Source organism: Phocaeicola coprocola DSM 17136 (assembly GCF_000154845.1).
Lineage (GTDB): Bacteria > Bacteroidota > Bacteroidia > Bacteroidales > Bacteroidaceae > Phocaeicola > Phocaeicola coprocola.
Window position 1 is genome coordinate 1 of sequence record NZ_DS981451.1, and the last position, 20,619, is coordinate 20,619.

Genomic DNA, 20,619 nt, shown 5'->3' on the forward strand with positions numbered 1-20,619 from the left:
GGTTCAGGGCAAACGTGTTTAACAAAAAAACACAAGGGCTGTGCGGATATTGAAAGTAGAGTATACAGCTGACACCTGCCGGTGCTGGAAGGTAAGAGAGATGTCATCGCAAGAGAAGCATTGAATTGAAGCCCCAGTAAACGCGGCCGTAACTATAACGGTCCTAAGGTAGCGAAATTCCTGTCGGGTAAGTTCCGACCTGCACGAATGGTGTAATGATCCGGACGCTGTCTCAACCGTGAGCCCAGTGAAATTGTAGTATCGGTGAAGATGCCGATTACCCGCGATGGGACGAAAAGACCCCGTGAACCTTTACTATAGCTTAGCATTGAATTTGGGCACGCGATGTGTAGGATAGGTCGGAGGCTTTGAAGCAGGCACGCCAGTGTTTGTGGAGCCGCTGTTGAAATACGACCCTTTGTTTGTTTGAATTCTAACTCTTGGTAAGAGGACATTGCTTGGTGGGTAGTTTGACTGGGGTGGTCGCCTCCAAAAGCGTAACGGAGGCTTCTAAAGGTGCCCTCAGGACGATCGGTAACCGTCCGCAGAGTGTAATGGCAGAAGGGCGCTTGACTGGGAGACAGACAAGTCGAGCAGGTAGGAAACTAGAGCATAGTGATCCGGTGTTTCCGTATGGAAGGGACATCGCTCAAAGGATAAAAGGTACTCCGGGGATAACAGGCTGATCCCTCCCAAGAGCTCATATCGACGGAGTGGTTTGGCACCTCGATGTCGGCTCGTCACATCCTGGGGCTGGAGAAGGTCCCAAGGGTTGGGCTGTTCGCCCATTAAAGTGGCACGCGAGCTGGGTTCAGAACGTCGTGAGACAGTTCGGTCTCTATCTATCGTGGGCGTATGAAATTTGCGTGGCTCTGACACTAGTACGAGAGGACCGTGTTGGACCGACCTCTGGTTTACCGGTTGTGCCGCCAGGTGCATCGCCGGGTATCTAAGTCGGGATCGGATAAGTGCTGAAAGCATCTAAGTACGAAGCCGGCCACAAGATTAGATTTCTCAGGGTCGTCAAAGACGATGACGTTGATAGGATGCAGGTGTAAAGGTAGAGATACCAAAGCCGAGCATTACTAATTGCCCGTATGCTTTCCTTGTCAGGAAGGATGGGTGATATATACTTTCAGCTTCTTGAGAAGTGCTTGAATTACCTGCTTGTTAGTCATGAATACATAAAGGATATTCAGGTGACTATTGCACGAAGGTTCCACCTCTTCCCATTCCGAACAGAGAAGTTAAGCTTCGTCACGCCGATGGTACTGCGCAAGTGGGAGAGTAGGTAGTCGCCGTCTTAGGAGAAGCCCTGCAGCATCACAAGTGCCGCGGGGCTTTCTTTTTTGCATGAGGGCAGAAAAAACGCCGCCGGCTCCGGGAGTACGGCGGCGGAAGCGTCTCAATGTACCAGGGTGTTCATACCTTCCACGGTCCTGCCGCAGGAGAAGACGCACCTGATGCTGATGTCCTTGTCTATGATGAGGATGTCCGCATCCTTGCCCTTCTGGAGCGTGCCCTTCGACGAGTCGATGCCGATAAGCTTCGCCGGAGTTCTAATTTAATGTTGAAAGTCATACTTCCTTAGAAAATGAACATTTAGGGGAATTTTATGTTTCTGATATTATATAGATAAAGATAATTAAATAATTTTTTCTACTTTTGGGCAATATATAATACATTTATTATGGATACAATTATTCCTTATGCACTTTTGTGCTTTACTTCATTTTTTACGTTGACAAATCCTTTGGGAACTATGCCTGTATTTCTGACTATGACAAATGGACTGGGTGAGCAGGAACGTCGTCATATCGTAAAAAGGGCTACGATTATTTCATTCATCATTTTAATTGCCTTTACTTTCTGTGGACAATTCCTATTTAAGTTTTTTGGAATATCGACCAATGGTTTTCGTATTGCTGCAGGTATCATTATTCTGAAAATAGGTTATGACATGCTTCAGGCTCGTTATACGAATACAAAATTGAAAGATGAAGAGATAAAAACTTATGCAGATGATATATCAATTACTCCGCTTTCTATTCCGATGTTGTGTGGTCCTGGAGCTATTGCGAATGGTATTATTTTAATGGATGACGCTAATACATGGGAATTGAAAACAACATTGGTAGTAGTTATTGCTGTAGTCTATGTTTTAACCTATATTATACTGCGTTTATCGACTCGTTTAGTTAATGTAATAGGAGAGACTGGAAATAATGTTATGATGCGTTTAATGGGCCTTATTTTGATGGTTATTGCTGTGGAATGTTTTGTAGGAGGAATGAAGCCTATACTGATAGATATTATTCAAAATAGTCATCTTTAATTGAGTTAGTATATAAAAAGAGTGTCCCAAGTTTCTATATTCAGAAAACTTGGGACACTCTTTTTATATACTAATCGAATGATTATTTTTTCCAGAACTGTAAACTTCCTGCTTTAATCAAATCATTGTGATTGATGCGATAGCCACATTCTTTGTCACCTAACTTGATTGTTTTGATATAATCAGATTCACTATCCGGATTCATTGTTTCGATAACTAACTGATCTTTTCCATAATATTTAGGATTGAGCTTGATAGTTATCTTGTCGAATGTAGGAGTTGTAAGAGTATATTCAGGTACTCCAGGACAGTCAGGATAGAATCCCATCATACTGAATATAGCCCATGTTGACATTGTTCCTGCATCATCATTACCCGGGATGCCATTAGGCTGAGTTGTGAAATATTTAGCAAGTAATTCTTTTATCAGTTTCTGCGTACGCCATTCTTCACCTTTGAAATAGCTGAACAGATAAGGATATGCGATATCAGGTTCGTTTGCCGGATCGTAGTAACCTTTGTCGAAAATCATTTGCAGTTTGTCAACAAAAGGCTTTTTGCCTCCCATCGATTTGGCAAGTCCCTTAATATCGTGAGGAACGTAGTATGTGTAGTTCCACGCATTACCTTCATGGAATCCTGGACTTGGTTCGAAGTTCTCACCTTGTTTAGGGTCGAATGGAGAATAGAATTTTCCATCAGGAAGGATAGGACGAAGGGTACCATACTCCTTGCAATAATAGTTTTTGTATCCCATTGATCGCTTATAGAATAATTTGGCATCTTCTTTTTTGTCTAGAGCCTTAGCCAATGTGTAGAGAGAATAATCGGCAATATAGTATTCCAGTGCATGAGAAACAGAGTTGTCATATTGCTCTCTTAAAGGAACATAGCCGAGCTTTGTATAATCGTCATTATCCGGACGCATCAGATTCTCTTTACCCGGAAGTGTAGCCGACTTATACATGGCTTCGTAAGCAAGGTTAATATCGAAATCGCGTAAACCTTTCATCCATGTATCTACAATAACCGGAAGACTTGGATCTCCTTCCATTGTCAGAGTTTCCCGTCCATAAAGCTCCCATTTAGGAAGCCAGCCGTGTTCACGATACATATCCAGCATGGTATTAATCATATCCATTTGTCTTTCTGGATAGACCAAAGTCATTAACTGATGCAGATTTCTATAAGTATCCCATAATGAAAAGACTGTATAGCGATTTCCTTTTGTTGTGAGGATTTTATCACCTTCCATTTGAGGGTATTCTCCATTGATGTCCTGTAAGATATTAGGATGGATTAATGCATGATAAAGTCCGGTATAGAAAACTGTTTTCTGATCCTTTGTTCCACCTTCTACTTTGATTCTTCCCAAATCATCGTTCCAACGTTGACGAGCTTCCTGATGGATAGCTGCAAAGTGGCGTCCGCTTTGTTCCTTGTCAAGATTTTCTCTTGCATTTTCTATACTGACGAAAGAAACTCCCATAGCGACTTCTATCTGTTCACCTTCTTCTGTATCGAAAGAGAACCATGCACCGATATCGTCGCCTGCAATATCTTTATTATATTGTGTGTACAGCTTGTATTTGCCTTGGTCTTTATCCCATTCTGCTTCTACACCTTGCATGGGACGTTGTTTCTTCCAGTATCCTGTAGCTTTAGGAGCTTTGTTGATGCGCATCACAAAATAGATAGGGAATACAGCCTGCGGGTTGTAACAGAAAGTCCCGAGCACTTTCATGCCTTCTACTTCACAATCGCTGACTCTACGCATGAAAGCACCTGTTTCGTTAGTTAATCCCTCACCCAAATTTAAAAGGATGTTACTTTCACCTTTGGGGAAGGTAAAGCGTGATAGACCTGTACGAGGAGTAGCTGTTGCTTCTGCCAGAATATTGTATTTAGTAAGTGAAATCGTATAATATCCAGGAGTTGCATTTTCTTTTTCATATTTACTACCATAGTTACGATAGTCAACATCTAGCTTTCCTGTAGTTGGCATTAATAGTAAAGAGCCAAGTTCCGGACATCCCACTCCACTTAAGTTGACATGAGCAAAACCGGTAAAGAAGCTATTGGTATAGTCATAAGGGGTAGACCACCAGCGTGCATCCTTATCGTATTTATTGTCTTCCGATCCCATAACATTGAATGGTACTACAGACATCATACCATTAGGACAGACTGCTCCTGGGTTGCAGGTTCCGAAATTAGTAGTTCCGATGAATGGATTGACGTAATCGGCCGGTTCTTGTGCATGTAATGTACCTAATGCCAAAAAGCTAGCCAAGCATACTAATAAATGTTTCATAAAAATAATATTAGATGAAAAAACTGAAAAAGGCTGCACCAATAACCGCAGCAGATTATTCGATACAGCCCCAAAAGGTTACTTTATGTATGAATACCTATGAAAAAATTTCAAGGGCATTAGATGATCGAAGTGCGTTTTACAAAATCGATAATTTCAGAAACGTATCCGAAAGCCATACCTACCACTGTATCAGCAGCGCCGTAGTATACAGCTACACGTTCTCCATCTTGTAATGCGGCACAAGGGAATACTACATTAGGTACATCTCCCTGCAATTCATATGGAGCTGCCGGACCTAAGATATAATCGCGTGTACGGTACAATACTTTTTCCGGATTGTCTTTGTCCAGAATAGCCGCACCCATAGAGTAACGGAATCCGTTGCAAGTAGTGATAACTCCATGATAGAACATCAGCCATCCAGCTTCAGTCAGGAAAGGCACTGAACCTGCACCGATTTTTGTGCATTGCCATGCGCTTTCTGGGAATGGAGTCACTTTCATTACACAACGATGTTCACCCCAGTATTTCATATCAGGACTGTAGCTGATATAAATGTCACCGAAAGGAGTGTGTCCGTTGTCACTCGGACGGCTCAGCATTGCATATTTACCATTGATTTTCTGCGGGAACAAAACTCCGTTGCGGTTGAATGGCAAGAATGCATTTTCGCATTGATAAAATTCTTTGAAGTCGAATGTATATCCGATTCCGATAGTTGGTCCATGATAACCATTACACCATGTAATCCAGTAACGGTCTTCAATCCAGGTAACACGAGGATCGTATTTATATTCCGATTCGATCATATCAGTATTACCAGCCTTGAACTGAATAGGTTCATGGTTTATTTCCCAATTTATACCATCCTTGCTGAATCCTGCAAAAATGTTCATCTGTACAGCTTTGTTGTCGCAACGGAAAACTCCTGCAAATCCGTCTTTATACGGAACAACTGCGCTGTTGAATATACTGTTTGACGAAGGAATTTGATAACGTCCAATAACGGGGTTCTTTGAATAACGCCACATTACATCTGTACATCCAGCCGGGCGATCTTCCCACGGCATATTAAATTTCTCTACCATATTTGTTGATATTTAGTTGTTAACTATTCTCTTTCTCCTTCAATGAGTGTACCATCCTGATTATATTTGAACGGTACAAAATAAGTAATCAGGAATGCCGGTATAGTAGCTATCAGCACGAATATGAAGAATGGTTCATATCCTCCCGGTTTGTTAAACCATTCGCCTAGAATTTCACATACCCATCCACTTAACATTCCCGGAATCATGACTCCCAAGTTCATGATACCTGATGCAAAGGCATAGTGAGCCATTTGATGCTTGCCTGGAGCAACTTGCTGCATCATAAACAGTGTCAGCCCTACGAAGCCAAAGCCGTATCCGAAATATTCCAATACGATACCGCTGCAAATCAACAAACCATTTTCCGGCTGGAATGTAGCAAATAATGCATATACCATAAATGGCAAGTTAAATATGCAGCATAGTGAGAACAATGTCTTTTTAAGTCCTCGTGCTGATATATAATATCCAGCTAGCAAAGATCCCAGAACGAATGCTGCCGCACCATATGTACCATAATAAAGTCCGATCTCTTTTTCGCTTAATCCCAAGCCTCCGGTTTCCCTGCTGGCTTTTAAGAACAGAGGAACAATTTTCATTACAAATCCTTCTGCAAATCGGTACAGAATGATGAAAAAGAGATAATAGACAATGTGACGTTTACGGAAAAAGTCGAGTAATACATTGGCCAGTTCTGTCATTACCTGTCCGGCTGTACGCTGTTCGCCCTGCTTTTTAGCTCCACCTGAGGGAAGCATAAACAAATGATAAATACCCAGGACTACCATTATGACACAGAGTATTGTCATAATAATCATCCATGCCTTCTGATTGGCCGCAAACATAACTGTACTATCAGCACCTTCTGTTCCGCCATATTGTTCTATCAGGTAGCCGGCTAAATATACCAGTCCACCGGTTGCTATGATTTTAGCTATATTATAGAAAGCACCTTGCCAGCCAATATACTTCGCTTGATCATCGTTGGATAATTCGCTCATGTATACTCCGTCGCATGCGATATCGTGTGTAGCTCCACTAAATGCAATAATTGCCAGTAAAGCGATGGAAATACTGAAAAAGTGAGGTAAGTTTAACGAAAACGCAACTAGTCCGAATGTTACTCCAGTGATTAGCTGGGTTGTTATAACGAAGAATTTTTTTGTCTTGAATAACTCCAGAAACGGACTCCATAAAGGTTTTAAAGTCCATGGAAGTAAAATAAGTGAAGTCCAGAAAGTAATGAGTTTATCCTCTACTCCCAGTCCTTTGAACATAAGAACTGTTACCATATTTAGGACTACAAAAGGCAATCCCATGGCAAAGTATGCTGTCGGAACCCATGTTATCGGACTTTTTGTTTTTTTCGGGTGATTAGTTTGTTTCATAGTATTGTTTGTCAGTTAATTCATCATTATAACAGCTAAAACTCAAAGCATACGTAATTTATTATTTGAGTTTTAATATATTTTAGAGTTTGAATATTCTTTAATTGTTTGGGAAAATCGTGTATTTGTTCGGCATAATTGATTTTCCTGATATCTTAAATTTTATATGAAATAAGCTTTCTGTTTTTAAAGAATATTTTTATTCTCTTCCAACTAAGTGCAAATATACAATTTTCTATCAAATAGAAGCTTGAAATATCCCAACTAAGTTGCTTATATATCTAAAAAAAGTGATAATAAAAGCAGGTTACTCCAACTTTGTTTGATATTTGTGGGAAGTAACCTGCTTCGAACTGGATTTATCTGGTAAATCCTTTTATGTGTGTATTATTTTTTCAGCTCTTTACTGAATGAATAAGGAGCATCTTCAGGTGCGATACCTCTGTTCTTGTTCGGTTTGTCACCCATTACATAGTCAATCGTACCGCCGTTTTGCAGAGTAGAATAAGTAATGTAATTCTTGGTATATTCCTGACCGTTTACCTTCATGTCCTGAATGTAATAGTTGGTCTCACTGTTTTGAGGAGCATTGATTACAATGTTCTTGCCATTTTCAAAATGGATGGTTGCTTTCTGGAACAGCGGAGCACCAAGTACATACTGGTCGGTTCCCGGACATACCGGATAGAATCCCAGTGCTGAGAACACATACCATGCAGAAGTCTGTCCGTTATCCTCGTCACCGCAATAACCGTCGGGAGTCGGAGTATACATGCGGTCCATTACCTGACGAAGCCAGTACTGAGCCTTCCATGGCTGCTTGGCATAGTTGTACAGGTAAATCATGTGCTGGATAGGCTGGTTGCCGTGTGCATAGTTACCCATGTTCATCACTGTCATCTCACGGATTTCGTGAATCGGGAAACCGTAATAGCTGTCGTCGAATACAGGAGGTACAGAGAATACAGAATCCATCATTGTCACAAACATGTCATCACCGCCCATCAGGTCAATCAGTCCCTGAGGATCGTGGAATACAGACCATGAATAATGCCAGCTATTACCTTCGGTGAATGCATCACCCCATTTCAGCGGTGAGAACGGAGCCATGAACTTGCCATCCTTATTCTTGCCACGCATCAGCAGGGTTTCCTTGTCGAACAGGTTTCTGTAATTCATGGCACGTTTGGCAAACAGGTTCACTTCCTTCTTCGGACGCTTCAGGTCCTTTGCCAGTTTATAGATACACCAGTCGTTGTAAGCATATTCCAGTGTACGGGCAGCATTCTCGTTGATCTTCACATCGTAAGGTACATAGCCCAGCTTGTTGTAATATTCATATCCCAGACGTCCGGTTGAAGAAACTTCCGGATGTACATTTTCCGTTCCGTGAATCAGACCTTTATAAAGAGTTTCCAGATCGTCCACCTTCACACCCTTGAAGTAAGCATCCACCAGGATGGAAGCCGAGTTGTTTCCGACCATGCAGCCACGGTGTCCCGGGCTTGCCCATTCGGGGAAGAAACCGCTTTCCTTATATGTATTGATAAGACCTTCCTGAATTTCCTTGTTGACAGACGGATAAATCAGGTTCAACAACGGGAACAGGCAGCGGAATGTATCCCAGAAGCCTGTATCGGTATACATATATCCCGGAACTACCTCACCGTTGTAAGGACTGTAGTGTACGATCTGTCCCTGTGCATCCACTTCGTAGAACTTGCGCGGGAAGAGCAGTGAGCGGTACAGACAAGAGTAGAAAGTACGGTACTGGTCGAGATTGCCGCCTTCCACTTCAATCTTGCTTAATACATCGTTCCATGCAGCCTTGCCCTTTTCTACCAGCGTATTGAAATCATCGTTACCCAGTTCCTTCAGGTTCAGCAAAGCCTGTTCAGGACTGATGAATGAAGAAGCCACGCGTGCATGTACGGTTTCTCCCTTTTTCGTAGCAAATCCGATGATAGCTCCTGCATGGTCTGCCTGCTGTTCCGTACCGTTCTCCTTTACGATACTGTCGGCAACGGTAGCCTGATAAGTGAACGGCTTGTCGAATTCGATAACGAAATAATTCTTGAAGTTAGCCGGAACACCGCCACTGTTCTTGGTAGAATAGCCGATGATACGGTTGTTTGCCGCATCAATCTTTACATACGAACCCTTGTCGAAAGCATCTACCACTACATACGAGTGTTCATTTTCGGGGAAAGTAAAGCGGAACATGGCAGCACGTTCTGTCGGAGTCAGCTCGGTTACAATGTCGTATTCTGCCAGATACACTTTATAATAATATGCCTTTGCAGCTTCGCTCTTGTGAGCAAACCAGCTGGCACGTTTGTCTTCATTGAATTCCGGTTTGTTTACCATCGGCATGATGGAGAACTGTCCGTAGTCGTTTATCCACGGACTGGGCTGGTGAGTCTGCTTGAATCCGCGGATCTTCGTAGCTGTGTACTGATACATCCAGCCGTCGCCCATCTTACCTGTCTGCGGGCTCCAGAAGTTCATACCCCACGGACGCGCGATGGCCGGATACGTGTTACCCGTTGACAGCTCGAATGTAGACTGAGTGCCGACCAGCGGGTTTACATAATCTGCATAATTGGTTGCTTTGGCAAAGCTCAAAAAGCCTGCCAGAAAAATAAGTAATGACAGTTTTTTCATGGCTTATTTATGATTTTATTGTTGTACTCCCCATTTAGTAGGTTGATTGGTTGAGGTTATTTCAAGTGTTCCACCGGCAGCTATATCCTTATGTTCAAGGAATGGGATATTCAATTCCTGACCATTCAGCATAGCTGACTCGATATATTTGTTGTCTTTCGAATTATTCTTTGTAATAATTGTAAACGTTTTTGCTTCCGGCAGATTAATTGTAACCTTATCGAATAAAGGACGGCCGATTGAATACACTGGTTTACCCGGGCAAACCTGGTAGAATCCCATTGCATTCAGAATATACCATGCCGACATTTGTCCACAGTCTTCATTGCCTGAAAGTCCGTCGGGAGCATTGCGGTACTGTTCTTTCAACACACGGTCAATCAGTTCCTGTGTCTTCCATGGCTGGTTTACATAGTTATACATATGTATGATATGATGGCTCGGTTCATTACCGTGAGCATATTGTCCGATCAGTCCGCTTATGTCAGCCGAAACTGCATCACCCTCCAAACTAGAATCTGCAGTGAACAGCGAATCCAGTTTTCCGACAAATGCCTGCTCACCTCCCATTAATTCTACCAATCCTTCTATATCATGTGGAGTAAACCAAGTCCATTGCCATGCATTTCCTTCACAATAATCATCACTTCGGTGGTTGGAAGCTCTCGGGCTAAACGGACTGCGCCATTCTCCCTTTGAGTCAAGTCCGCGCATGAAGCGTGTAGACGGATCAAAGTATAGTTCGTAAGCTTTAGCAAAGCGTGTATATTTTTCCTGATTCTTATAATCTCCTACTGCTTCGGCAAGTACCGAGATGCAATAGTCGTCGTAAGCATATTCCAGCGCCTTGGCAACTGATTCGTTTTCACGGTCACATGGGATGTATCCCAGTGTGTTTTTGTAATATTTAGCCATCGGCATCAGATGCGGCAACACCAATGCCGGACATTTTATACCGGTTGTATCATATTCGGCAGCACGCAGACAGGCATTGTATGCTTCTTGTAAGTCGAAATCAGCATAACCTTTGGTATACGCGTCGGCAATCAAAGATGCAGCATGATAGCCAATCATAGTTCCTGTATAGTTTGATGCCAGATCCCACATCGGGAATATACCACCTTCCTGATGTTTCTGCAGAAGTGAACGGATAAAGTCGTTGTTCAGTTGCGGGTCGATGATAGACAATAACGGATGCAGCGCACGGAAAGTATCCCATAAAGAGAATACCGTATAAATCGGTTTGTCGGCATTGCCCTGATGTACCTTCAGATCCATTCCCCAGTAACGTCCGTCTACGTCTGTAAAGAGGTTCGGGCTGATTGCAGTATGATACATTGCTGTATAGAAAATACTGCGGTCTGTTTCATCTTGTGTGGTAATATCTATTTTAGACAGATAATTATTCCATGCCTGACGTGCATTACTGCGTACCTGTTCGAATTCCCATGAAGGGATTTCAGCTTCCAGATTCTTTTTAGCTCCTTCTGTATCGACGGCAGAAATACCCATTTTGACCATGACCTGCTCGTCCTTCTGGGTCTTGAAGCTCAACAAGACTTTGCAGCGGGGCTGTAGTCTTCCGTTCTGATCGGTCAATGTATCTCTTACTATCTGATAGGTAAACGGTTTGGAAAATTTTGCATAAAAGCTGATTTGCTGGTCGAAAGCCCAGTATTCTGTCAGTTTATATCCTTTGATTTCAGTATCACTGACAATGTCTACCTGCATATCCATATTTTTCTGATGCTGGATTGAGTAGTCCATATCAAGAATAAAGCCGGCTTCATTACTTGCAGGGAACGTATACCGGTGCAATGCGGCACGTTTGGTAGCAGTCAGTTCGGCCTTTACCTTATATCTGTCAAGAAAGACAGAATAGTATCCGGGTTCTGCAGTTTCATTCTTATGAGAGAATTCCGATGCATAAGGCAAAGTCTGACTGGAATAATCCTGAGGATCATAGGTCTGTTTTCCCACAGTCGGCATCAATAAGATGTCACCATAATCTGCACAGCCTGTTCCACTGACATGCGTATGCGAGAAACCGTTTATTGTCGAATCTTCGTAATAATATCCGGAAGAAGCATCCCAACCGTCGATACGAGTATCAGGACTAGGCTGAATCATACCGTTAGGAACTACGGGTCCGGGGAATGTATGACCATGTCCTCCCGTTCCGATAAGCGGATTGACGTATGCGGCATAGTCTTTTTCCATGTTCTTCGTGGTACATGAAGTGATAGTCACTGCCATTCCCATGAAACATGCTATCGCACAGATCTTGATTTTCATAATATTAAATGATAAGAGTTAGTGATGATTTTTATTTTGAAGCTGATGATATAAATATGGTTTCCTGATGAATCTTATATTGCAGATAGATTGTATTTTGCAATATTCTTAAAACATCCTCTATAGAATCCTTTCTTTTTAACACTCCTGAATATGTAGTCGATGGACTGATGTCAGGCGACAAGATAATCTTAACTCCATAAACTTTCTCCAATACTTTAGCAATATCGAAAATATCCGCATTTTTGAAAGGTATCAGATTATTGTGCCATATAACATCCAGAGCAGCATTGGTTTCCGAAACTTTCATCTGTTTGGTAACCGTGTTCAGTTCTACCTTCTGACCGGGTGACAACGTTATTGCTCCCTCATTGTTATTTCCACTGACTTTAATTTCTCCTTCTATAAGGGAAGTTTCTGCAATGCGACCGTTACTGGGGGTTTTAAAATTAAATTTTGTACCCAACACCTGTACGTTCATGGCAGAACTTTGTACAGTAAACGGTTTATGCTTGTTTTTGGTTACTTCGAAATAAGCTTCTCCTGTGAGATGCAGTTCACGTTTCTCCTTGGTGAAGTGTTCGGGATATTTCAATATAGAATTTTCATTCAGCCATACCTTACTGTTATCCGGCAGCGTTATTTCCAATGTTTCTCCGTTAGTTGTCGAAGCAGTAATCCATTTTTCCTGTGAGTCGGCAACAAAATACCATAATGTGAGTCCGGATATAGCCAGAATACTGGTGATTACCGCTGCATATTTCACCCAACGGTTGATTGTAGAGAAGAACCACTGATGGCTCTTCTCTATTTCAATCCGTTCGTATAGTTTTTTCTCAGCTTTTCTGATTGCTAAGTCATTTTCCTTTTCAGAGTTGTTTCCCAAGTGATACAATTCTTCCCATCTGAAAAATTGTTCGGCATGTTCCTGCGACTCATTCACCCACTTTATGATGAGTAAGCGTTCTTCTTCCGAGCACTCGTTTTTAAAGAAGCGTATTATTGTATTATAGTTTACTTTGTTCATCTCTTTACCTTACTTCCTGTTCAAAGATAATAACAATTAGCGAAATAAAAACACTTACTCTTGTCGTAAAAAACATTTTGATGTTTAAAAATATTATTTGTACCAGATATATCCCGGTTTGTTGCCCATTTTTATTTCTAAAGTGGCTCCTTCCATGATTTGCTGATGAGTGATATAACTCTTGTCATAAGCCACTCCATTCAACTTTATCGATTGGATATAGCAGTTTTCACGACTGGCATTTTCTGCGATGACTGTAAAAGTCTTTCCGTTATTCAGGTGCAACTGTACTTTCGGGAATGCCGGGCTTCCTATTTCATACATGCCCGATACCGGATTAACCGGATAGAATCCCATTGCGCTGAATACATACCATGCCGACATCTGTCCGCAGTCCTCGTTACCGCAGAGTCCTGCCGGTGTATTGGTGTACAGTTCGTGAGTTATCTGGCTGATGTATTGCTGTCCCTTCCACGGCTGTCCGGCTGCATTATATAAATAAGCAACATGGTGACTCGGTTCGTTGCCGTGTGCATACTGTCCTATCATTCCTGTACTGAAAATCGGAAGTTCGTCCTTGTCGGTAGGATGGAACGTAAACATGCTGTCCAGTTTCTGGGCAAAACGATCTTTTCCTCCGGTCAGTTCAATCAGACCGTTCACATCATGCTGTACCGACCAGAAATACTGCCATCCGTTACTTTCACAGATATGCGGCGTATATTCGTCAGCCTTGAAGTTTTCGATGAAGTTACCTTTCATGTCGCGCGGCTGCATAAATGAAGTAGCCGGATTATATACATTCTTATAGTTCGCTGCACGAGTATAAAACTGCTTGGCGATATCTTCCTTGCCCATCTTCTTTGCCATTTCGGCTATACAATAGTCGTTGAAAGCATATTCAAGTGTTTTAGAAAGCGACCAGTTCTCATTATTATACTGATCGTGCAGGTCGTAAGGAATATAGCCTTTTTCCTTGTACACTCCTATGCCACGATATTCATCGATGTTAGCCGTTGCCACACAGGCAGCCAGTGCTTTTTCTGCGTCAAAGTCGCCGATACCTTTCTGGTAAGCATCTACGATCACCGGTACGGCATGGTAACCAATCATCATGTCCGTTTCACTTCCATAGAAATTCCATACCGGCAAGCGTCCGTTCTGTTCGTAAAATGCCAGGAACGATTTAACCATATCGTTGGTGCGCTCAGGCTGCGTATAAGTAAACAACGGATGCGATGCACGGTAAGTATCCCATAACGAGAATGTACTATAGTTTGTCCATCCGTCGGCATGATGCACCTGTTTGTCTGGGCCATAATAAGAGCCGTCTACATCACTATATATAGTAGGAGCCAGCATACTGTGATACAAAGCCGTGTAGAAAACAGTCTTTTCATCCTTGTCGGGAGTATCTATCTGTATCTTGGCAAGTTCTTTGTTCCACATATCTTTAGCCTTTTCCAGATATGTATCGAAGTTATTGTCGGGTGCTTCAGCCTGCAAGTTCTTGGCAGCTCCTTCCATGCTTACTCCCGAGATAGCAGTTGCCAGTGTGATCTGCTCATTTTCTTCAGTTGTGTAATCGAAGCGGGCGATAACTCCAGTTCCGATGCGCTTGCCGTCTTTTTCGATAGCCGTAGAGTCAATTGTCATTGCATTGAACGGACGCGAGAAACGGGTACAGAAATAAATCTTCTGTCCGCGTGCCCAGCCGTCTGAATAGCGATATCCCCTGATAGTAACCGAGTCGACAGCTTCGATATGAGAATCTTGTGTCGCATCCCAGTTCATAGCCTTTGACAGGTTCAGGAAGATAGCTGCTTCGGCTTTCGGGAATGTATAACGCTGGATGCCGCAACGCTCTGTAGCAGTCAGTTCCACATTGATATTATAATCGTCCAACTTTACCTGATAATATCCGGCATAAGCACTTTCGTTGGCATGTGAAAATTTAGAATGAATACCCAGCGGAGCTTCAGCTTCTTTATACGGAAGCGTAACCGGCATGAACGAAACGTCGTAAAGATCGCCCGCGCCTGTACCCGAGAGATGCGTATGGCTGAATCCGGCAATCGTACTGTCCGGATAGAAATATCCGGAAATTCTGTCCCATCCAGGCAATCCATTGTCAGGACTGAGCTGCACCATTCCAAAGGGAACCTGAGCACCCGGATAAGTATTTCCTGTAAAGTCAGTTCCGATAAACGGATTGACGTATTGAGTGTAATCTTCTGTCATGTTCGAAGATTGGTTCGGTGATGTACATGCGGCAAATGCCAGAACTGCGTAAAGTGGAATTGTCTTCAATCTCATAATATTAGTATTTGATTTGTAAATATAACAAGAAATAAGAGAAAAACACTTATTTCGTTGGTTCATTTCTCTCAAATCGTTACATTTGCCCACAGATTAGCCTTGAAATACTAGATGAGAGGAAATTTTGAAGATACATATAAAGCTTTATTTCGACGCTACTATGCCGGACTTCTGTTTTATGCAACTCGCCTTGTAGGAGAGGATGATGCAGAAGATATAGTTCAAGATGTATTTGTCGAAATATGGAGAAGGCAGGATTCTGTAGAATTTGGCGAGCAGATTCAGGCCTTTCTTTACAGGTCTATCTATACCAAGGCAATCAATCTGTTGAAACATAAGGCCGTAGCCGAAAACTACAGTGCTGCCGAAATAGAGTTCTATCAGAAAAGAACTGAATACTATCAGCCCGATCATTCGGAGGTTATCAAGCGGATAGAGAACCGCGAACTGCGTTCGGAAATCAGGCAGGCAATAGACGAACTTCCTGATAAGTGTAAAGAAGTATTTAAGCTCAGCTACCTGCACGACATGAAGAATAAGGATATAGCCGATGTGATGGGTATTTCCTTGCGTACGGTAGAAGCACACATGTATAAGGCATTGAAAATTTTACGCGAGAAATTGAGTTATCTGCGCATGATTCTTTTGTTTTGGTTGTAAAAAAGGCTCGCAAGAATATTGTGGATAGCCACTCTAATTGTTTACAAAGCATTATAAGTATTACGTGCTATCTTTATGACGCGACGGAGAGATATGTCGTACGCTGTATAAGATAGATGAACTCCCTATAGGTCTTATGTTTGAATTTAATCTATAAAATTGACATTGCAATAACTCTATATAAGTTAAAACTTGCTTGGAAATCAGATGATAAAAGCGTTATACTCTTCACTGAACGAATGCGAGCCGTTTTCGTGTGTGAAGTCGGTTCCGAGGAAATGATCGGATAACGTACAGAGAGCGTGTTTGCAGTCACTCTGCCGGATGGCTATCGATACGCAATGATTGTCATTCCCGTACGAAATCATCAGGATAGGTATGTCGTGCAGCAATTCGATGATACGGCTGCTTGCATCCGAATCTCCCCAGTTCAGTTTTCCGAGTATGCTGATAGTGGCAATATTGTTTTCCGTGATTAATTCGGCAAATCCTGACAGCTCACGGCGGAGCAGGCTCAGGGTTTCTGTATCTGTTTCTATCGCCATCGAAATGTTGGTGCTGGATGATGTCATCAGATAAATGGATACCTTGTACTTCGCAAAGACAGTAAGTGTTTTCTCCAGAAAGCGGAAGGAAGAAACGCCTCCCGATGAATGCAGTCGGATGTAGGTTATGTGTTTCCGGGCTGTGATGGCTTTTACGGTATGCGTTTCTTCTTGTATCTCACTGACGAGGCGGATGATGCGGCCTTGTCCGTTTATCAGCCGGATACTAATCTGATATTGATGGGCAAGCGAGAGGCTGCGGGGTGACACCAGAAGAACGCCGGCATTGATGAGGCTCTCGGCTTCTTCGAAGGAGAACATCGTGTCGTTGCTTTCTTCCGGCTTTTGATTGTCGTTCGGGATGTATATTTCTTTTGCCTGTATCCGTTGTACGAGTTCTTGAGCACGGAAAGCGATGGCCAGATACATGGCATAAGCGCAACTGTCACCTTTGGCGATATATTCTACTTCACCGTAAGCACTCTGGCATACAAGCGACTGGGTGACATAGACTGCGGCTTGTGCTGTTTGCGCAAAAGCTTGTGCCTGCTGGCAGATTGTTTCTAAATCAGGTTTTCCGTCAGCATCCAGGTGCATCAGTGTGGCAGTATCTGCTACAGTGGCATCAATGTGTCGGCTTTTTAAATAGGCGGCTACCAGTGCCGAAGAAATGTATTCTCCCGAAATGAGTAATTTGCGTTCGTCGGACTGGCTGAACGTGCTGTTTGCCAGTTGCCGGATATGCTGAAAATTGGATGTGATCTGTGTTTGGGCAAACTCAAAGGCAGAATCATGATCGGGCAGGAATCCGGAAACAGTTTCCATGCAGTGCTTTTCCAGATGCAGGATGGCTTGTGAAGCCTTTTCCTGTTCGGCACGGAACAAATGAATGGAAATTTCTTGAAGACTGCGTTTGATTCGGTCGAAAGCAGGAACGATTATAAGTAAGGGAGCTTCTGTACAGATGTAATCAGACATCTGCATGATGTCTTCAAGATGGGTTATTGTTCCTAAATTACAAACTTTCATTTTTCTCTTTTTGAGTTAAGTGTTTGGTTATTACGCCGTTTTGTTAGCCTTTTTATCTCGTTTTTTTAAGAAAGCCTTTTTACAAAGTGTAAAGATACATATTTTTATGAAACCGTATTCTTTTATGAAACTTTTGTGATGAAAGATAATTAAAATAAGAAAAACGGTTTGAAGAAGGCTTAAAAATGTCCTGTCGCAATGAGTTTATCCGATTTTTTAAGCCGGCTTTCGGTTTTTTCTCTATATTTGCAGCCGTCTGAATAAAACCATATGCACGAAAACACATTACATAACCAGAGAAGATCGATCCGTTTCCGCCGTTGGAGCCGGAAAAATTATGCTGTGTTCGGAAGTCTGCACCGGCATGTGACGATTGGAAGGGTGTGTAAGGGTATTGCCGATTCATCGTTGGATAAGGCAAGACATATCGTGTCGGTAGAAGGTAACGTGCTGTGTGTATATGCTATGAACGGCATCAGGGAACAGGATGCTTCACCGTACGATATAGGAATCCCGCTGGGATGTGTCATCCTGCTTTTGATGGGACTGCCTGTGGCTGTTGAACCGGCGGGCAGTGAGGTTGCTTGTATTAGAAAAACTCAGAATAATTGTCATTTACCGAAACGGAATGGCGAAAGGATTCGTGTGGCATCTTGTTGTAGGTGTACACGGGTACTTTCGCCATTCCGCTTTTTTATGCCTATAAATATATATGATAGAAACATTAGAAAAAAAAGTTGACGACGGTCTTGAACTGACGCCGGAAGAGGCGCTTTGGCTGGCGGAGGAGGCTCCTCTGGAGGAATTGTGTGAAGCCGCTCATCGCATTACGCTGAAGTATGCTTCGCATAAGTTTGATATGTGTTCCATTATCAATGCCAAGTCGGGACGGTGTTCCGAAGATTGCAAATGGTGTGCTCAGTCGGCACATTATGCAACGGGTGTTGAGGTGTACGGACTGGTTTCGCAGGAGGAATGTCTGCGCCATGCAAAGGCGAACGAAGAACAGGGAGTTGCTCGCTTCTCACTGGTAACGAGTGGACGGAAACCTTCCAATAAGGAGGTAGAGGCTTTGTGCCGGCATTTTACATATTTGAAAGAGCACTCGGACATACAGCTTTGCGCTTCGCTGGGGCTGGCTACTGAGGAACAGCTCGCGTTGCTTCATGAAGCAGGAGTAGTCCGCTATCATTGTAACCTGGAAACGGCGCCTTCTCATTTCGCCAATCTCTGTTCTACTCATACACAGGAAGAGAAACTGGCTACCATACAGGCTGCCCGTCGTACGGGAATGGATGTGTGTTGCGGAGGAATTATCGGAATGGGGGAAACCATGCGGCAGCGTGTGGAGTTTGCCTTTACTTTAAAATCGCTGGATATTCAGTCTATTCCGCTCAACTTGTTGCAGCCGATCAAGGGTACTCCGCTTGAAACGGAGCCTGCGCTCTCGGAAGAAGAGGTATTGCGTACAGTGGCTATGTTCCGTTTTGTCAATCCTTCGGCTTATCTTCGTTTTGCGGGAGGACGTTCGCAACTGAGTGACGAGGCGGTACGTAAGGCGATGTATATCGGTGTGAACTCGGCTATCGTGGGAGATTTGCTGACGACGCTGGGTTCGAAAGTGGCAGAAGATAAAAAACGAATAAAGGAGGTGGGTTATGACTTATGAACAATGTGTTGATAACTTCGACAGGGAGCATTTGTGGCATCCCTATACGTCGACCATTAACCCGTTGCCTACGTACAAGGTGAAACGGGCAAAAGGGTGTATCATTACGCTGGAAGACGGTACGGAACTGGTAGACGGTATGTCGTCGTGGTGGTGTGCCGTACATGGATATAATCATCCGGTATTGAATCGGGCGATTGAAGAGCAGTTGAAAAACATGTCGCATGTGATGTTTGGAGGACTTACGCACGAGCCTGCCATCGCATTGGGAAAATTACTTCTGAAGATTGTTCCGCCTTCCATGCAGAAGATTTTTTATGCCGACAGTGGTTCGGTGGCTGTAGAGGTTGCATTGAAGATGGCGGTACAGTATCAGTTTGCTGCGGGAAAGCCTGAAAAGAACAATTTTGTGACGATCCGTTCCGGCTATCATGGAGATACATGGAATGCGATGTCGGTATGCGATCCGGTGACGGGTATGCATAGTTTGTTTGGTTCGGCGCTTCCGGTACGTTATTTTGTGCCTGCGCCTCAGTGCCGTTTCGATGCCGAATGGGACGAGAAGGATATTCTTCCACTGAAGGAAACAATCGAAATGCATCATCAGACGCTTGCCGGACTGATACTGGAGCCGATAGTTCAGGGAGCTGGTGGTATGCGTTTTTATCATCCGCAGTATCTGCGTGAGGCGGTCAGGTTGTGCCGTGAATATGGTTTGCTGCTTATCTTCGACGAGATTGCTACGGGCTTCGGACGTACCGGAAAACTGTTTGCCTGGGAACATGCCGGAGTGGAACCCGATATCATGTGTATCGGTAAGGCGCTGACCGGAGGGTATATGACTTTCTCGGCCGTGCTGACTTCCGATAAGGTGGCGGACTGTATTTCTTCACACGAGCCGCATGCTTTTATGCACGGACCTACTTTTATGGGAAATCCGCTTGCCTGTGCGGTAGCTTGCGCTTCTGTCAATCTGCTCTTGTCCAGTGGATGGGACGAGAAGGTGAAGCGCATAGAGGCACAGTTGCGGGAGGAACTGCTACCGGCTGCCGGATTGCCTCAGGTGGCAGATGTACGTGTACTGGGGGCTATCGGAGTCATCGAAATGAAGAATCCGGTGGATATGGCATGGATGCAGCGCCGGTTTGTGGAAGAAGGTATCTGGGTACGTCCGTTCGGACGACTGGTATATATCATGCCTCCGTTTATTATCAGCAAGGAGGAACTGACAAAGCTGACTTCCGGCTTGCTGAAGATTGTAAGAGAAATAACTTGTTAAA

The 20,619-nt window shown here is 43.4% G+C and carries 14 protein-coding genes and 2 rRNA genes; 7 read left to right on the top strand and 9 right to left on the bottom strand.

Features of this window, described 5'->3' with window-relative positions; translation table 11 throughout:
• Positions 1-1,109, top strand: a 23S ribosomal RNA gene (locus BACCOP_RS20770); the annotation flags it as partial.
• A gap of 86 nt (positions 1,110-1,195) precedes the next feature.
• Positions 1,196-1,304: ribosomal RNA gene (gene rrf / locus BACCOP_RS03175) — 5S ribosomal RNA — on the top strand.
• Between the two features lie 101 nt (positions 1,305-1,405).
• Here rrf and BACCOP_RS20365 read toward each other — a convergent pair.
• Positions 1,406-1,564, bottom strand: a complete 159-nt coding sequence (locus tag BACCOP_RS20365) for an amidohydrolase family protein (RefSeq protein WP_148315643.1) — start codon at positions 1,562-1,564, stop codon at positions 1,406-1,408.
• A gap of 126 nt (positions 1,565-1,690) precedes the next feature.
• Between BACCOP_RS20365 and BACCOP_RS03185 the strand changes: the two genes are divergently transcribed.
• A complete protein-coding gene (locus tag BACCOP_RS03185) occupies positions 1,691-2,335 on the top strand; it encodes a MarC family protein (RefSeq protein ID WP_007566227.1) in 645 nt (214 codons plus the stop codon).
• 82 nt (positions 2,336-2,417) lie between these two features.
• Here BACCOP_RS03185 and BACCOP_RS03190 read toward each other — a convergent pair whose 3' ends face one another.
• From BACCOP_RS03190 to BACCOP_RS03220, 7 genes are all read right to left on the bottom strand, one after another.
• A complete protein-coding gene (locus tag BACCOP_RS03190; RefSeq protein WP_007566229.1) occupies positions 2,418-4,649 on the bottom strand; it encodes a GH92 family glycosyl hydrolase in 2,232 nt (743 codons plus the stop codon).
• A gap of 119 nt (positions 4,650-4,768) precedes the next feature.
• Positions 4,769-5,740: a glycoside hydrolase family 130 protein gene (locus BACCOP_RS03195; RefSeq protein ID WP_007566231.1), complete on the bottom strand. Its 972-nt coding sequence runs from the start codon at positions 5,738-5,740 to the stop codon at positions 4,769-4,771.
• Positions 5,741-5,763: 23 nt separating this feature from the next.
• Positions 5,764-7,131, bottom strand: coding sequence for an MFS transporter (locus BACCOP_RS03200; protein WP_007566233.1), 1,368 nt, complete (start codon positions 7,129-7,131; stop codon positions 5,764-5,766).
• A gap of 387 nt (positions 7,132-7,518) precedes the next feature.
• Entirely contained in the window at positions 7,519-9,795 is a 2,277-nt protein-coding gene (locus tag BACCOP_RS03205; protein ID WP_007566235.1) for a GH92 family glycosyl hydrolase, read from the bottom strand.
• Positions 9,796-9,810: 15 nt separating this feature from the next.
• Positions 9,811-12,090 carry a GH92 family glycosyl hydrolase gene (locus BACCOP_RS03210; protein ID WP_007566237.1) on the bottom strand — a complete coding sequence of 760 codons (2,280 nt, stop codon included), beginning with the start codon at positions 12,088-12,090 and terminating at the stop codon, positions 9,811-9,813.
• 31 nt (positions 12,091-12,121) lie between these two features.
• Positions 12,122-13,117, bottom strand: a complete 996-nt coding sequence (locus BACCOP_RS03215) for a FecR family protein (RefSeq protein WP_007566239.1) — start codon at positions 13,115-13,117, stop codon at positions 12,122-12,124.
• Between the two features lie 93 nt (positions 13,118-13,210).
• A complete protein-coding gene (locus BACCOP_RS03220) occupies positions 13,211-15,433 on the bottom strand; it encodes a GH92 family glycosyl hydrolase (protein WP_050756937.1) in 2,223 nt (740 codons plus the stop codon).
• Positions 15,434-15,547: 114 nt separating this feature from the next.
• On the opposite strand from BACCOP_RS03220, the gene BACCOP_RS03225 reads away from it, so the two are divergent.
• Entirely contained in the window at positions 15,548-16,096 is a 549-nt protein-coding gene (locus BACCOP_RS03225) for an RNA polymerase sigma-70 factor (protein ID WP_007566243.1), read from the top strand.
• A 203-nt stretch (positions 16,097-16,299) separates the two neighbouring features.
• Here the strand turns inward: BACCOP_RS03225 and BACCOP_RS03230 are convergent, their stop codons facing one another.
• Positions 16,300-17,670, bottom strand: coding sequence for an ACT domain-containing protein (locus BACCOP_RS03230; RefSeq protein ID WP_007566246.1), 1,371 nt, complete (start codon positions 17,668-17,670; stop codon positions 16,300-16,302).
• A gap of 270 nt (positions 17,671-17,940) precedes the next feature.
• Between BACCOP_RS03230 and BACCOP_RS19195 the strand changes: the two genes are divergently transcribed.
• The 3 genes from BACCOP_RS19195 to bioA are packed head-to-tail and all read left to right on the top strand — an operon-like array spanning position 17,941 to position 20,618.
• Positions 17,941-18,411 carry a hypothetical protein gene (locus tag BACCOP_RS19195; RefSeq protein ID WP_050756938.1) on the top strand — a complete coding sequence of 157 codons (471 nt, stop codon included), beginning with the start codon at positions 17,941-17,943 and terminating at the stop codon, positions 18,409-18,411.
• Positions 18,383-19,339, top strand: a complete 957-nt coding sequence (bioB, locus tag BACCOP_RS03240) for a biotin synthase BioB (RefSeq protein ID WP_007566251.1) — start codon at positions 18,383-18,385, stop codon at positions 19,337-19,339. Before BACCOP_RS19195 ends, bioB begins: the two co-directional genes overlap by 29 nt.
• Positions 19,329-20,618 carry an adenosylmethionine--8-amino-7-oxononanoate transaminase gene (gene bioA, locus BACCOP_RS03245; protein WP_007566253.1) on the top strand — a complete coding sequence of 430 codons (1,290 nt, stop codon included), beginning with the start codon at positions 19,329-19,331 and terminating at the stop codon, positions 20,616-20,618. The genes bioB and bioA overlap by 11 nt, the downstream gene beginning before the upstream one ends.
• Position 20,619 lies beyond the last annotated feature (1 nt).

What these genes read in the sequence shown, in the direction of transcription:
- BACCOP_RS03205 (WP_007566235.1), bottom strand. Translation starts at nt 9,795, where the DNA reads ATGAAAAAACTGTCATTACTTATTTTTCTGGCAGGCTTTTTGAGCTTT.
- BACCOP_RS03230 (WP_007566246.1), bottom strand. Translation starts at nt 17,670, where the DNA reads ATGAAAGTTTGTAATTTAGGAACAATAACCCATCTTGAAGACATCATG.
- BACCOP_RS03195 (WP_007566231.1), bottom strand. Translation starts at nt 5,740, where the DNA reads ATGGTAGAGAAATTTAATATGCCGTGGGAAGATCGCCCGGCTGGATGT.
- BACCOP_RS03185 (WP_007566227.1), top strand. Translation starts at nt 1,691, where the DNA reads ATGGATACAATTATTCCTTATGCACTTTTGTGCTTTACTTCATTTTTT.
- BACCOP_RS03225 (WP_007566243.1), top strand. Translation starts at nt 15,548, where the DNA reads ATGAGAGGAAATTTTGAAGATACATATAAAGCTTTATTTCGACGCTAC.
- BACCOP_RS03220 (WP_050756937.1), bottom strand. Translation starts at nt 15,433, where the DNA reads ATGAGATTGAAGACAATTCCACTTTACGCAGTTCTGGCATTTGCCGCA.
- BACCOP_RS03215 (WP_007566239.1), bottom strand. Translation starts at nt 13,117, where the DNA reads ATGAACAAAGTAAACTATAATACAATAATACGCTTCTTTAAAAACGAG.
- bioB (WP_007566251.1), top strand. Translation starts at nt 18,383, where the DNA reads ATGATAGAAACATTAGAAAAAAAAGTTGACGACGGTCTTGAACTGACG.
- BACCOP_RS03200 (WP_007566233.1), bottom strand. Translation starts at nt 7,131, where the DNA reads ATGAAACAAACTAATCACCCGAAAAAAACAAAAAGTCCGATAACATGG.
- bioA (WP_007566253.1), top strand. Translation starts at nt 19,329, where the DNA reads ATGACTTATGAACAATGTGTTGATAACTTCGACAGGGAGCATTTGTGG.
- BACCOP_RS03190 (WP_007566229.1), bottom strand. Translation starts at nt 4,649, where the DNA reads ATGAAACATTTATTAGTATGCTTGGCTAGCTTTTTGGCATTAGGTACA.
- BACCOP_RS19195 (WP_050756938.1), top strand. Translation starts at nt 17,941, where the DNA reads ATGCACGAAAACACATTACATAACCAGAGAAGATCGATCCGTTTCCGC.
- BACCOP_RS03210 (WP_007566237.1), bottom strand. Translation starts at nt 12,090, where the DNA reads ATGAAAATCAAGATCTGTGCGATAGCATGTTTCATGGGAATGGCAGTG.